This window comes from Actinoplanes sp. NBC_00393 (assembly GCF_036053395.1).
In the GTDB taxonomy this organism is placed as follows: Bacteria; Actinomycetota; Actinomycetes; order Mycobacteriales; family Micromonosporaceae; genus Actinoplanes.
The window spans coordinates 10093651-10107547 of the sequence record NZ_CP107942.1 but is presented as its reverse complement, the minus strand read 5'-3'; the positions used below and the strand labels follow the sequence as shown (position 1 = coordinate 10107547).

The 13897-nt window shown below is 71.3% G+C and carries 10 protein-coding genes; 7 read left to right on the top strand and 3 right to left on the bottom strand.

Annotated features, from left to right (window positions below; genetic code table 11):
* Positions 1-61: 61 nt before the first annotated feature.
* Positions 62-2305: a transketolase C-terminal domain-containing protein gene (locus tag OHA21_RS46925; protein WP_328466685.1), complete on the bottom strand. Its 2244-nt coding sequence runs from the start codon at positions 2303-2305 to the stop codon at positions 62-64.
* 178 nt (positions 2306-2483) lie between these two features.
* Between OHA21_RS46925 and OHA21_RS46920 the strand changes: the two genes are divergently transcribed.
* From OHA21_RS46920 to OHA21_RS46895, 6 genes are all read left to right on the top strand, one after another.
* Positions 2484-2888 carry a YjbQ family protein gene (locus OHA21_RS46920; protein ID WP_328466683.1) on the top strand — a complete coding sequence of 135 codons (405 nt, stop codon included), beginning with the start codon at positions 2484-2486 and terminating at the stop codon, positions 2886-2888.
* A gap of 170 nt (positions 2889-3058) precedes the next feature.
* On the top strand, positions 3059-5797 hold the full coding sequence (aceE, locus tag OHA21_RS46915) for a pyruvate dehydrogenase (acetyl-transferring), homodimeric type (RefSeq protein ID WP_328466681.1): 2739 nt from the start codon (positions 3059-3061) through the stop codon (positions 5795-5797).
* Positions 5798-5874: 77 nt separating this feature from the next.
* The gene (locus tag OHA21_RS46910) at positions 5875-7995 is read left to right on the top strand and encodes a methyl-accepting chemotaxis protein (RefSeq protein ID WP_328466679.1); all 2121 of its coding nucleotides are present in this window, start codon (positions 5875-5877) and stop codon (positions 7993-7995) included.
* 13 nt (positions 7996-8008) lie between these two features.
* The gene (locus tag OHA21_RS46905) at positions 8009-8989 is read left to right on the top strand and encodes a winged helix DNA-binding domain-containing protein (protein WP_328466677.1); all 981 of its coding nucleotides are present in this window, start codon (positions 8009-8011) and stop codon (positions 8987-8989) included.
* A complete protein-coding gene (gltX, locus tag OHA21_RS46900; RefSeq protein ID WP_328466675.1) occupies positions 8986-10392 on the top strand; it encodes a glutamate--tRNA ligase in 1407 nt (468 codons plus the stop codon). The genes OHA21_RS46905 and gltX overlap by 4 nt, the downstream gene beginning before the upstream one ends.
* 326 nt (positions 10393-10718) lie before the next feature.
* A complete protein-coding gene (locus tag OHA21_RS46895; RefSeq protein WP_328466673.1) occupies positions 10719-11348 on the top strand; it encodes a hypothetical protein in 630 nt (209 codons plus the stop codon).
* 3 nt (positions 11349-11351) lie between these two features.
* Here the strand turns inward: OHA21_RS46895 and OHA21_RS46890 are convergent, their stop codons facing one another.
* Together OHA21_RS46890 and OHA21_RS46885 are read right to left on the bottom strand one after the other, a co-directional pair.
* Positions 11352-11936 (bottom strand): TetR/AcrR family transcriptional regulator, encoded by a 585-nt coding sequence (locus OHA21_RS46890; protein WP_328466671.1) that lies wholly within the window; start codon positions 11934-11936, stop codon positions 11352-11354.
* 201 nt (positions 11937-12137) lie between these two features.
* On the bottom strand, positions 12138-12362 hold the full coding sequence (locus OHA21_RS46885) for a hypothetical protein (protein ID WP_328466669.1): 225 nt from the start codon (positions 12360-12362) through the stop codon (positions 12138-12140).
* 265 nt (positions 12363-12627) lie between these two features.
* Between OHA21_RS46885 and OHA21_RS46880 the strand changes: the two genes are divergently transcribed.
* The gene (locus tag OHA21_RS46880) at positions 12628-13884 is read left to right on the top strand and encodes a PucR family transcriptional regulator (protein WP_442875027.1); all 1257 of its coding nucleotides are present in this window, start codon (positions 12628-12630) and stop codon (positions 13882-13884) included.
* Positions 13885-13897 lie beyond the last annotated feature (13 nt).

The following is a 13897-nucleotide window of genomic DNA, read 5'->3' as shown; positions in this document are numbered from 1 at the left end:
ATTGGGGTAGTCCACACACTCCGGGGCCCTCGCGCAAGTGGCGCACCGAGTGTGTGGCAATTTACCGTGCCAGTAGGGCGTGGGCACCCTGTGTGATGGCATCCTCTCCCACCAGGACCTGTTGGGCAGCCGGACCGAGCGGAACCGGTACGTCGGCGGCCGCCACCCGGCGAACCGATCCGACGAATGCTCCGTCCACCAGGGCCGCCAGCACGCCCTCGCCGACGCCGCCGGAGCGCCGGGTCTCGTCGACGATCAGTACCCGGCCGGTCGCCGAGGCCTCCCGTACCAGGTCAGCGGCGGGTAGCGGGTTGAGCCAGCGCAGGTCGACGACCCGGGAGCCGTACCCGTCGGCGGCCAGTCGGGCGGCGACACGCAGCGACATCCGGACGCCGTTGCCGTACGTCACGATGGTCAGGTCCTGGGTGCTGCCCAGGCCGTAGATCCGCGCCCGGCCGATCGGCACGTGCCCGCCGGCCCACGTTTCCGGGCCCGGGTACGGCGCCAGCCACTCGCTGTCGCCTTGTTGATAGAGGTCCCTCGTCTGATAGAGGGCGACCGGCTCGAGGAAGACACAGACCGTGCCGTCCACCTCCGCGGCGGCCAGGCAGGAGCGGAGCATCGGCGCGGCGTCGTCCGGCCGGGACGGCACGGCCACGACCAGTCCGGGTACGTCGCGCAGGGCAGCGACCGAGTTGTCGTTGGCGATGTGCCCGCCCAGCCCGAACGGCTGGGCCAATGCCGGGACGCGCAGCACCATCGGGTTGCGGTAGGCGCCGGCGGACAGGTACGACATCGTCGCCGCTTCCCCCCGCAACTGCTCTCCGGCGTCGTGCAGGTCGGCCGGACCACTCAGTTCCGGCACCGGGAGCAGGCCGGCCGTCCCGGCGCCGAGCGCCAGCCCGAGGATCGTGGTGGCGTCCGGCAGGCTGTCGAAGACCCGGTCGTCCCCGCCGAGCTCGCGCAGGCCGGTGGTCACCCCGTGCGGTCCGCCCCGGGTCGTCGCCGGGCCGAAGACCAGCAGGCCGGGGTTGGCGGCCAGGGCGTCGGTGAGCGTCGCGTTGATCGTCTGGGCCAGGGTCATCGGCCCGGCCAGCTCCGGCAGGCGCCCGTCGAACGCCCGGTGCCGGGCCGCCCCACCGGGTCCGGCCGCCCGGGAGGACGCCTCGGCGACGGCGTGCGCGACGCGCAGCGGGCGGCGCGGGGCGAGGGAGGCCACGATCTCCCCCACCGAGGCCAGTTTCGGCTCCCCGAGCACCTCTTCGGCGGCCTTGCGGACCTGCCAGCCGACTTCGTCGTACCGGGTGATGACGTCGTCCGGGCCGAGCAGCCCGGCCTCGACGAGCAGGCGCGCGGTGCCGACCAGCGGGTCGCGGTCCAGGTCGGCGCCGGGCTCCGGGTCGGGGGCCTGGCCGAGCAGGTGGACGGTGGACAGGTGCAGCAGCGCCGGGCGACGCTCCCGGCGGACGAAGTCAACGGCTTCAACCGCGGCATCGTACGCCGAAGCCAGGTCACACCCGTCGGCGAAGGAATACCGCAGGCCGGGCCGTCCGCGCAGCGCCGCCGCGGTCCACGCCTCCGGGTCGGCGTTGCCCGGCCCGTTGTCCTCGCAGATCAGCAGCAGCGGGAGGGACAGCCCGGCCCGCTCGTGCCAGCCGGCCGCGTGCAGGGTCGCGGCGGCGCCGGGTCCGGTCGCGCCGGCGTCGCCGAACGAGGCCGCCACGATCGCGTCCTGCGGCCAGGGCGTGTCGCCGGCCCGGCTGAGGACGCGGGCCAGGCCCAGAGCCCGGGGCAGATGCGCGGCGGGGGTGGACACGGCCGGGAGCAGGTGCAGTTCGGCGTTGCCGAAGAGCTTGTCGCGGCCGCCGGTGATCGGGTCGCGGACCGAGGCGACCACACCGCGCAGGACGTCCCGGGCGGCTTCCTCGAGACGGCGCACCGGGTCGCCGCCGACGTCGTCCGGGCGCTGCGCGGAGCGTACGCAATAGAACGCGGCCGACCGATGATGCAGCAGTGCCGGATCGTCGCCGCGCAGCGCCGCGGCGACCGCTGCGTTGCCCTCGTGCCCGGCCGAGCCGGTGGTGTGGAAGCCCTCGTTGAAGCTGCGCAGCCAGCGCGCGGCGAGGTCGAGGTGGCGGGCGGCGAGCTGGGCGTCGAAGATCTCCCGGGCGCGGTCGCCGGTCAGCGTGCTGCCCTCGCGGACCGGATCGCCGGCGGGGCGCCCGGATTCCGGTGGCCGCAGGGCCGAGACCGCATCGCGGAAACGCTCGTCGAGGTTTTGCGGAGTGGTCACGCGATTCAGCATCGCCGACCCGGGCCAGTGCTGCCACCGCGGATATCCCGATCGCCGGGCGCGGACCGGCCGCCGGTGATGTACTCAGGACATGATCATGAGGTGCGCCGCCGCGCGGCTGGCCCTCAGCCTGTGCTGGCTGGCCGGGACCGCCGCGCTGTTCCTGCTGCTCGATCTATATACATGAGCCATGCGCACTGAAGTGATCACCGTGCGGACCGGCAGCTCCCCTGTGGTCCGCGACATCACCCGCGAGGCCGAGCAGTTCGTCGCATCCGAGGTGGACGGGCTGCTGCACATCTTCGTCCCGCACGCGACGGCCGGGCTGGCGATCATCGAGACCGGGGCCGGTTCGGACGACGACCTGCTGACCGCGATCGACGATCTGCTGCCCGCCGTGGAGAAGTGGCGGCACCGGCACGGCTCGCACGGTCACGGCCGCGATCATGTGCTGCCGGCCTGGATCCCGCCGTACGCGTCACTTCCGGTGATCAGCGGCCGGATCGCACTCGGCACGTGGCAATCGATCTGCCTGGTCGACCCGAACGGCGACAACCCCACCCGCCAGGTGCGTTTCTCCTTCATGGCGGGCTGATCACCGGAAGCCGTCCACAAAGTTACTGGTCAGTACATGTGTCGCGCGTCGCTGAGACACCCGGTAGACGTGACGATGCACACCGTTAGGGGGCAGGATGGAAGCCTGTTCCGCGCGATTCGCCACCTAGGGTCGCCCGGTTACCCGACACTCAACCAAGAGGATTGCCTGTGGCCACGGAGCGCAAGCGCCCGGTGATCAGCGATGGCCTGCCGAGCCAGCTTCCCGACATCGACCCCGAGGAAACCAACGAGTGGGTCGAGTCGCTCAACGGAGTCATCGACGAACGCGGCGCCAAGAGAGCCCGTTATGTGATGTTGCGCCTGCTGGAGCGGGCCCGGGAGCGACAGGTCGGCGTTCCGCCACTGACGTCCACCGACTACATCAACACCATCCCGCCGGAGCGTGAGCCCTGGTTCCCCGGTGACGAGTTCGTCGAGCGGCGGATCCGGGCGTACATCCGGTGGAACGCGGCGATGCTGGTGCACCGGGCACAGCGCCCGGAGATCGGCGTCGGCGGTCACATCTCGACGTACGCGTCGAGCGCCAGCCTCTACGAGGTCGGCATGAACCACTTCTTCCGCGGCAAGGATCATCCGGGCGGCGGCGACCACATCTTCTTCCAGGGGCACGCGTCGCCGGGCATGTACGCCCGGGCGTACCTCGAGGGCCGCCTGAGCACCGACCAGCTGGACGGTTTCCGCCAGGAGCTGTCGCACCCCGGCGGCGGCCTCCCGTCGTACCCGCACCCGCGTCTCATGCCGAACTTCTGGGAGTTCCCGACGGTCAGCATGGGTCTCGGCCCGCTGAACGCGATCTACCAGGCGCGCTACAACCGCTACCTGCACAACCGCGGCATCAAGGACACCAGCCAGCAGCACGTCTGGGCGTTCCTCGGCGACGGCGAGATGGACGAGGTCGAGTCGCTCGGCGCGATCGGCTTGGCCGCCCGCGAGGAGCTGGACAACCTCACCTTCGTGGTGAACTGCAACCTGCAGCGCCTCGACGGCCCGGTCCGCGGCAACGGCAAGGTCATCCAGGAGCTGGAGGCCTTCTTCCGCGGCGCCGGGTGGAACGTGATCAAGGTCGTCTGGGGCCGCGAGTGGGACTCCCTGCTCGCCGCGGACACCGACGGCGCGCTGGTCAACCTGATGAACGTCACGCCGGACGGCGACTACCAGACGTACAAGGGTGAGTCCGGGGCGTATGTGCGGGAGCACTTCTTCGGCCGCGACCCGCGGACCCGCAAGCTCGTCGACGGCATGACCGACGACGAGATCTGGAACCTCAAGCGTGGCGGTCACGACTACCGCAAGCTGTACGCGGCTTACAAGGCGGCGACCGAGCACACCGGCCAGCCGACCGTGATCCTCGCCAAGACGATCAAGGGCTGGACGCTGGGCTCGCACTTCGAGGCCCGCAACGCCACGCACCAGATGAAGAAGCTGACCCTCGAGGACCTCAAGGGCTTCCGGGACCGGCTCTACCTCGACATCAGCGACAAGCAGCTCGAGGAGAACCCGTACCTCCCGCCGTACTACCACCCCGGCGAGAAGTCCGACGAGATGCAGTACCTCCAGCAGCGCCGCCGCGACCTGGGCGGATACGTGCCGTCCCGGCGGACCAAGGCGAAGTCGCTGGCGATCCCGGACTCGAAGGCGTTCGGCGACATCAAGCGGGGCAGCGGCAAGCAGAAGATCGCCACCACGATGGCGTTCGTCCGCCTGCTCAAGGACCTGATGAAGGACAAGGAGTTCGGGGCCCGCTGGGTGCCGATCATCCCGGACGAGGCCCGTACCTTCGGCATGGACTCGCTCTTCCCGACCAAGAAGATCTACTCGCCGCACGGCCAGACCTACACCTCGGTGGACCGGGAGCTGTTCCTGTCCTACAAGGAGGCGACCAACGGTCAGATCCTGCACGAGGGCATCAACGAGGCGGGTTCCACGGCGAGCTTCATCGCGGCCGGCACCTCGTACGCGACGCACGACGAGCCGATGATCCCGCTGTACATCTTCTACTCGATGTTCGGCTTCCAGCGGACCGCGGACGAACTGTGGGCGGCCGCCGACCAGATGACCCGCGGCTTCCTGCTCGGCGCCACCGCCGGGCGGACCACGCTCAACGGTGAGGGCCTGCAGCACGAGGACGGGCACTCGCTGCTGATCGCGGCGACCAACCCGGCCGTGGTGGCGTACGATCCGGCGTTCGCGTTCGAGATCGCGCACATCGTCGAGAACGGCCTGCACCGGATGTACGGCGAGAAGCAGGAGAACATCTTCTACTACCTCACCATCTACAACGAGCCGGCCATCCAGCCCGCCGAGCCCGAGGGTGTCGACGTGGAGGGCCTGCTCAAGGGCATCTACCGGTTCGCCGAGGGCCCCTCGACGAACGGGCCGAAGGCGCAGCTGCTCGCCTCCGGCACCGGCATGCGGTGGGCGCTCAAGGCGCAGGAGCTGCTCGCTCAGGACTGGGGCGTGAGCGCCGACGTCTGGTCGGTCACCTCGTGGACCGAGCTGCGCCGGGACGCGATCGAGACCGAGGAGCACAACCTGCTCCACCCGGGCGACGACCCGCGCAAGCCGTACATCCAGCAGAAGCTGGAGTCCACCGAGGGCCCGTCGGTGGCGGTCAGCGACTGGATGCGGGCGGTGCCCGACCTGATCAGCCGCTGGGTGCCGAACGGTTACACCTCGCTGGGCACCGACGGCTTCGGCATGAGCGACACCCGGCACGCGCTGCGCCGCCACTTCCACGTGGACGGCGAGTCGGTCACCGTGGCGACGCTGCGCGAGCTGGCGCTGCGCGGCAAGGTGCCGGCGCACGTGCCGGCCGAGGCGGCCAAGAAGTACGCGATCGACGACGTCAACGCCGCCCCGGTGGGCGAGACCGGCGGCGACAGCTGATCGCACCGTGATGAGGCGGCCCGTCGCGTTTGCGGCGGGCCGCCTCAGTCTCGGCCCCGAAGTGCCGATACGAGAATGTGCGCCTTCGTATCAGCCACAAGCTCCTGATCCTCGGTCTGGGCAGTGTCCTCGTCACCGCGCTGGTTCTGGTGCTGGTCGGGGCCTGGCAGAGCAGCCGGTTCGCGGAAAGCACCGAGAACGAGGTGCTCCGGCAGAACGCCGCCGAGCTGGACCGGACCACCGCCGACATAACCAGCCTGGTGGCGACCGTCGGCGCCGAGATCCAGGACGGCGTCGACATCGGCCTGACCAGCGCGACCGGCTTGTTGCGGCAGCGCGGCGGGGTGGAACTGGGCGGGCGTACCGCCACGTGGACGGCCACGAACCAGGTGACGCAGGCGAAGACGAAGGTCACCCTGCCGCGGGTGCTGGTGGACGGCACCTGGCTCGGGCAGAACGCGAACCCGAAGCGGTCCACGCCGTTCGTCGACGACGCCGAGGAGCTGGCCGGCGGCGCGGTGACCCTGTTCCAGCGGATGAACGACGCGGGTGACCTGCTGCGGGTGGCCACCACGATCCGCGGCAAGGACGGCAACCGGGTGATGGGCACGTACATCCCGGCCGTCACGGCGGAGGGCAAGCCGAACGCGGTGCCCACGGCGATCAAGGAGGGCAAGACCTTCCGCGGGGTGGCGCAGGTGGTCGGTACGCCGTACATCAGCGTCTACGACCCGATCAAGGACAGTTCCGGCGATGTGATCGGGGCGCTCTACGTCGGCGTGCCGCAGAGCGAGGCGCTGGAGAACCTGACCGCGACGATCGCCGACCGGACGGTCCGCGAGAACGGCTGGATCAGCATCTTCAGCACCGCGGCGGCGGACAAGGGCAATGTGGTCGCCTCCAGCCTCGACGGGACGGTCGGCACCACCGACCTGGAGGCCACCGACGCGGACGGCACCCGGTACGTCGAGGAGATCGTCACCCAGGCGCCCCAGCTGACCGACGGCGCGACCTGGCGGACGACGTACCAGCTTCCCGGGGCGGGCGGCGCCGCGGCCGGGGACACCACCACGACGGTCGCCTTCTACGCCCCGTACCAGTGGGCGGTGACGGTCGGCGGCTACAACGCCGACAGCGAGCGGGCGGCGACCGTCGTCCGCGAGGGCCGCGGCACGATGCTCACCTGGCTGGTGGCCGCCGCCGTGCTGCTGGCCCTGGCCGGTGCCGCGGCCGCGTTCCTGCAGGCCTCCCGTCTCGCCGGCCGGGTCAGCCGGCTCACCGGCGCGCTCACCCGGCTGGCGGACCGGGATCTCACCGTCTCGGTCCGGGACACCGGGCAGGACGAGATCGGCGAGGCCGCCGCGGCCCTGGACGTCGCGGTCGCCGAGCTGCGCACCGTGATGCAGGAGGTGACCACCGCGTCGGGCGAGGTCTCGCACACCGCCCAGCGAGTCGCGGCGACCGGCGGGGAGCTCTCCTCCGCCGCCGAGACCGCCGCGGACCGGGCCGGTACGGTCAGCGTCTCCGCGGAGACGGTGTCGCACGTCGTGCAGACCGTCGCCGCCGGCGCCGACGAGATGGGCGCCTCGATCAGCGAGATCTCGCACAACGCCCAGGAGGCCGCGCAGGCCGGCCGGGACGGGGTCGGGCTCACCTCGGCGGCGGCGGACGTCATCGCCGAGCTCCGGGCCTCCACCACCAAGATCACCGACGTGGTGCAGCTGATCGCGACCATCGCCGAGCAGACCAACCTGCTCGCCCTGAACGCCACCATCGAGGCGGCCCGGGCCGGTGAGACCGGCAAGGGCTTCGCCGTCGTCGCCGGCGAGGTCAAGGAGCTGGCCCAGGAGACCGCCCGGGCCACCGAGGACGTGACCAGCCGGGTGGCCGCGATCGAGGCCGACACGGCCCGCGCGGTCACCGCCATCGACGCGATCTCGGCGCGGATCGCGCAGGTCAACGACTACCAGACGGCGATCGCCGCGGCGGTCGAGGAGCAGGCCGCCACGACCGCCGAGATGGCCCGCAACATCACCGAGGCGGCCGAGGGCAGCCGGGACATCGCGGACGGCATCGGCACGGTCAGCGGCGCCATGGAAGGCACCCGGCAGTCGGTCCTGGCGGCGCACCAGGCGGCCGACGAGCTGACCGCCACCGCACACCGGCTCACCGGTCTGGTCGGGCGCTTCACCGTGTGACAGCGTCGCTGCTGTGACTCTGGACGAAATACTGCGCCGCCGGGTGCACCGGCACTTCCTCGGCGGCGAGAAGGCACCCGACGTCGTCACCCTGGCCCGGCGGCTCGGCGGCATCCACGCGCAGGTCGCCTCCTCCGCGCAGGCCGCGGCCGACCTGCGGATGGCACAGCCGCCGGACCTGGAGAAGGCGCTGTGGACCGACCGCACCCTGGTCCGCACGTGGGCCGCGCGCGGGACGCTGCACCTGCTCCCCGCCGAGGACCTGCCGGTCTGGGTCGCCGCGATGAGCACCCGCGACCGGGAGACCAAGGGCTCCTGGCTGAAGTACCACGGCGTGACCGCCGAGCAGATGGCCGACATCTTCCGGGCGCTGCCCGACGTGCTCGGCGGCGAGCCGATGACCCGCGAGGAGCTGGCCGGGGCGATCATCAAGGCCACCGGGCACGAGGACCTGCGCGGGCCGCTCACCCAGGGTTTCGGGGCGATCCTCAAGCCGCTCGCCTTCCGCGGCCTGCTCTGCTCCGGGCCGCCGCGCGGGCGCAACGTCACCTTCGTGGCGCCGCGGGCCTGGCTGGGCGACTGGGAGCCGGTGGAGACCGAGGCGGCGATCGACCGGCTGGTCACGGACTATCTGGCGACGTACGGGCCGGCCGAGCCGGAGGAGTTCGCTCGCTGGTTCGACCTGCGCCCGCCGCTCGCCAAGAAGGCCTTCCAGCGGGTGACCAGCGAGCTGCCGGAGGCGCCGGACGAGGACACCGTGCATCTGCTGCCCGCCTTCGACCCGTACACGATCGGGGTTCTCCGCCAGCTGGAGAGCGTGAGCAGCGGGCCCAAGGCCGCGGTGTCGCGGCCGCAGGGCTGGATCTCGCCGGTGGTGCTGGTGAACGGGCGGATCGAGGGCACCTGGGAGCCGGGTCCGGAGATCACCCTGTTCCGGGAGCAGCCGGACTGGGTCGGCACAGCGCTCACGGCCCTCGGTAGGCTGGGGTCGTGACTGTTCGCGTACGTTTCGCACCCTCACCCACTGGCATGTTCCACGTCGGCGGCGCCCGCTCGGCCCTGCAGAACTGGATCTACGCCCAGCAGCACGGCGGGGTCTTCGTGCTCCGGATCGAGGACACCGACGCGGCCCGCAACCGGCCCGAGTGGACCGAGGGCATCATCTCGGCGCTGGACTGGATCGGCATCGAGCGCGGGACGTATGAGGGTCCCTACTTCCAGTCGGCGTACGCCGCCGATCACACCGCCGCCGCCACCCGGCTCTACGGCGAGGGCAAGGCGTACTACTGCGACTGCAAGCGCGAGGACGTGGTCGCCCGCACCGGGAACACCCACACCGGCTACGACGGCTTCTGCCGCGAGCGTGCGCTCGGCCCCGGCGAGGGGCGGGCACTGCGGTTCCGTACGCCGGACGAGGGCGAGACCGTCGTCGAGGACCTGGTCCGCGGCAAGCCGACCTTCGAGAACAAGCTGCTCGAGGACTTCATCATCGCCCGCAGCGACGGCTCGGCGGTGTTCCTGCTGGCCAACGTCGTCGACGACATGAGCATGGGGATCACCCACGTGTTCCGGGCCGAGGAGCACCTGCCGAACACGCCCAAGCAGCAGCTGCTCTGGGAGGCGCTGGGGGTCACCCCGCCGGTCTGGGGCCACGTCCCGGTCATCGTCAACGAGAAGCGGCAGAAGCTCTCCAAGCGCCGCGACAAGGTCGCCCTGGAGTCGTACCGGGACGAGGGCTACCTTGCCGCCGCCATGCGCAACTACCTGATGCTGCTCGGCTGGTCCCCGACCGGCGACCGGGAGATCGTCCCGTGGTCGGTGGTCGAGGAGGAGTACCGGATCGAGGACGTCAACCACGCGCCGGCCTTCTTCGACGTGAAGAAGCTGCGGGCGTTCAACGGCGAGTACATCCGAGCGCTCACGCCGAGCGAGTTCACCCAGGTCTGCGCGCCCTGGCTGACCGGCACCGACACCATTGCGGCCCCGAGCTGGCAGCCGGAGAAGTTCGACGCCGACGTCTTCATGGCGATCGCCCCGCTCGCGCAGACCCGGATCGCGGTGCTCTCCGAGATCGTCGACTACGTCGACTTCCTCTTCCTCGACGAGCCGGTGCACGACGAGGCCTCCTGGGCCAAGGCCATGAAGGAGGGCGCAGCGGACATTCTGGACGGAACGGCGGCCGCCTTCGGCGCCCTCACCGACTGGTCGGCGGAGCCTCTCAAGGCCGCGCTCGAGCAGGTGGGTGAGGCGCGAGGTCTCAAATTGGGCAAGACCCAGGCGCCGGTACGGGTGGCCGCGACCGGCCGCACGATCGGGCTCCCGCTCTTCGAGTCGCTCGAGGCGCTCGGCCGGGAGCGCACGCTCGCTCGCATCGCCGCAGCTCGCGCCCGGCTCTAGCTCCTTTACCGCATTCGGCGGCCGGTTTCCACAGCCGGTCGTCGGATCCGGTGAGGCTCTCCTCTGCACGGGTGGACGGCACCCCCACGATTTGCAGAGACTGGGTACTATTCGGCCGCTGATCAACGGCCGTTCCGTCTCCTCAGCCGTCCCCCAAATGGCTCCAATTCACCCTGCCACGAGATGCGGCCGGGCCGCCGTACGGGAAGGCTGGAGGCCGGGCCGCGCCACGACTCCAGTGCCGGAGCACGAGCAGCGGTATCAGTGGTCCATGTCCATCCACGGGCGGGGGAGATCGGATGGTGCGGGGGACGGTCACCAGACTGGTGACGACAGCGACAGCGATAGCCGTCGCGGTGGTGCTGGCGTTCGGCGTCATGCCGGCCGCGCACGCCGCGCCGAAACCGGCCGTGCCGACTGCCGCCGAGCTGACCGGCAAAGGCATCAGCAAGGCCATCGTGATCCGGCAGGACGACAATCCCGGCCTGTTCCAGATGCTGTATGACGAGGTCAGCTGGCTGCCCTCGGAGCAGCCGCAGACCTCGGCGCCGAACGCGGCGAAGCTCGGCCCGAAATACACTGTCCGGCTTCTGGTCAAGGACGCGCCGCACCAGGTGTACGACCTGTACCCACTGGCCGCCGGCGGCCCCCGGGCGTATCGGCCGGCCAAGCAGCCGTCCGGCAAGAAGACGGCCGGCTGGTTCTTCGGCCGGCTCTCCATGTCGGAGTCGCTGCGCCTGAGCGGCGCCCCGCTGAAGGCGAAGCCTGACGTGGTGCACGGCGGCATCGGCGGTGGCATCGGCGAGGACGTGGCCGGTAAGGAGTACGACCCGGTGCAGAGCATGAGCGACGTCTTCACCGAGGTGCGCCGGCTGTTCCTGCTCAACGGCGCGATCCTGGTGATCATCCTGTCCGGGCTGGCCGGGATGGCCTTCCTGATCCGCCGCCGGATCTGATCCTCAGCGACCCACCGCGTGCTCGACCATGCTCACCAGGTCGGCGAGATCCGCGTCGTACTCGGCGGCGAGATCCTCCTCCCCCGGCCGCTCGTCCTCGGGCGTCTCGGGAGGCGGCATCCGGGGCAGCCCGCCGGTCACCTCACCGGTCGTGTAACCGAGCAGGAAGGCGCAGATCAGCCGGGCCAGCCGCGGCACCTCGCCGGCGGACACGCCGGCGTCGTGCAGGATGCCGCGCAGCGCGGCGGTCAGCCAGGACGCCGAAGCGCCGGCCGCGGAGCGGTTCAGCAGCAGCGGGAAGGCGCTCGGGTGGGCGTGGGCGAGCCCGCGTACGGCCCGGCCGAGCGCCCGTAACCGGCGCCGCCAGTCGATGTCGGCGAGGTCGTCGCCGACCGAGGTGCCGAGTTCCAGATGCAGCAGGTCGACGAGCCCGTCCAGCAGAGCGTCCTTGCCCCCGACGTACGGGTACAGCGCCATCGAGGTGAGCCCGACCCGCTCCGCGACCGCCCGCATCGACATCGCCGCGAGTCCACGTTCGTCCACCAGGGCGAGCGCCTGGTCGAGGATCAGCCGTCTCTTGTCGTCCACCAGCCCTAGCTGACCAGCCCGGGCGGACCGGCAAGCGAGACGCGCCCGGATCCAGGTCCGCACTCACCCGTAAGGGACCGCATTGTGCCCGCGGGCGTCGAGGGTGCCGAAAACGGCTAGCGAAGCGTGGTCGTTTTCGGTGCCCTCGACGCCCGCGTCAAAGGGCGCAATGCCGCCAAGCGGCAGCGAAGGCAATCAAACTCAGCACCAGCGGCCTGGAGGGCGGCCGCGGCCGGCTGCGCGGCGGCGGGGGCGCACGGCGCCGTGCAGGTGGGCTCCGGCCCAGCCACGCAGGTCGGTGCGGCAGCCGACCCGGCCCAGGCCGGGGTCGGTGATCGGCTCCTCGTCGGCCGGTGCGGGCACCGGCACTTCTTCGAGGGCGGGATCACTTTCGGTACGCGCGAACGCGTCATCCCGTTCCATCATCTCGCCTCCTCGGTCCGTACCGGGTTTCCTCGGCACCGTCTCTTCATCGGCACCGCGAGGCCCGGAGTTAACTCGCTCCCGGACCGCGCTAGTCCGACACCTTGCCAGGTCACCGACCGAAATCGCGGGAGAGGCGCACCGCTACACCGGTCAAATGTAATAAAACACCCTAAAATCTCGCACCGTCCGTCGTTCTGCAACCTGTCATCCGGATGCCGGACGCTCCACCGGTCACCGAGCAGCCGGGTCGTGTCACGCTGTGCGCGTGGCAGACACCACCCGACCACCCGTCGCTCCGGTCACCGCCCGACCCGCCAGGACAGCCGGCCCGGTTGATCCACCGCGCACCGAGGCGCCGGCGAATCCGCTGCTCCCCGGCACTCTGCGCCGGATCGAGCGGCAGGCCGGCGCGCTCGCGAGCGCGGCGGTGGTCCGCATGGATGAGACGTTGCCGTGGTTCCGTGCGCTCCCGGCCGACCAGCGTTCCTGGGTGATGCTCGTCGCACAAGCCGGCGTCCGGTCCCTCGTGGAATGGCTGCGCTCCGGCGGGACGGTGGCGGCCACCCAGGAGATCTCGGACGAGGTGTTCGCCGCGGCGCCGCGCGCGCTGGCCCGGGCGATCACGCTGACCCAGACCGTGCAACTGGTCAAGGTGACCATCGACGTGGCCGAGGCGGAGGTGCCGAGCTTCGCCGAAGCCGGCGAGCGGGAGGCGCTGCTCCAGGCGATCCTGCGCTTCTCGCGGGAGATCGCCTTCTCCGCGGCCCGGGTGTATGCGCGGGCCGCCGAGTCCCGCGGCGCCTGGGACGCCCGCCTGCAGGCCCTGCTGGTCGACGCCCTGCTCCGCGGCGACTCCTCGGACGTGCTGGCCAGCCGGGCCGCCGCGCTGGGCTGGGCCGACGCGCCGCCGGTGGCCGTGGTGGTCGGCCGCTCCCCCGGCGGGGACATCACCGCGGTGCTGCACGCCGCCTACCGGGCCGCCCGGCGTGCCCGGCTGGAGGTGATCGGCGGGGTACACGGGGACCGGCTGGTGGTCGTGGTGGGCGGCGCGAGCGATCCGGTCGCCACCGCCGAGGCGCTGAGCTCCAGCTTCGGCGAGGGGCCGATCGTGGTCGGTCCGGCGGTGCCGTCGCTGGACCAGGCGACCGAGTCGGCCCGGGCCGCCCTCGCCGGGTTCCGCGCGGCGGCCGCCTGGCCGGGCGCGCCGTCCCCGGTCGCCGCCGACGACCTGCTGCCGGAGCGGGTGCTCGCCGGGGACATGGACGCCCGGCGCACGCTGCGGCATGACGTGTACGGCGCCCTGGTTCGTGCCGGAAGCAGCCTGATCGAGACGTTGGACGCATTCTTCGCCTCAGGTGGGGTATTGGAGAGTGCTGCCCGTGAGCTGTTCGTCCACCCGAACACCGTCCGGTACCGGCTGCGACGGGTCGCCGAGGTCACCGCGCTCTCCCCGCTCGACGGCCGCGACGCCTTCGCTCTCCGGATGGCCCTGACCATCGGCCGTCTGGACCCGGCAACCTGACGAGTGTTGTGCG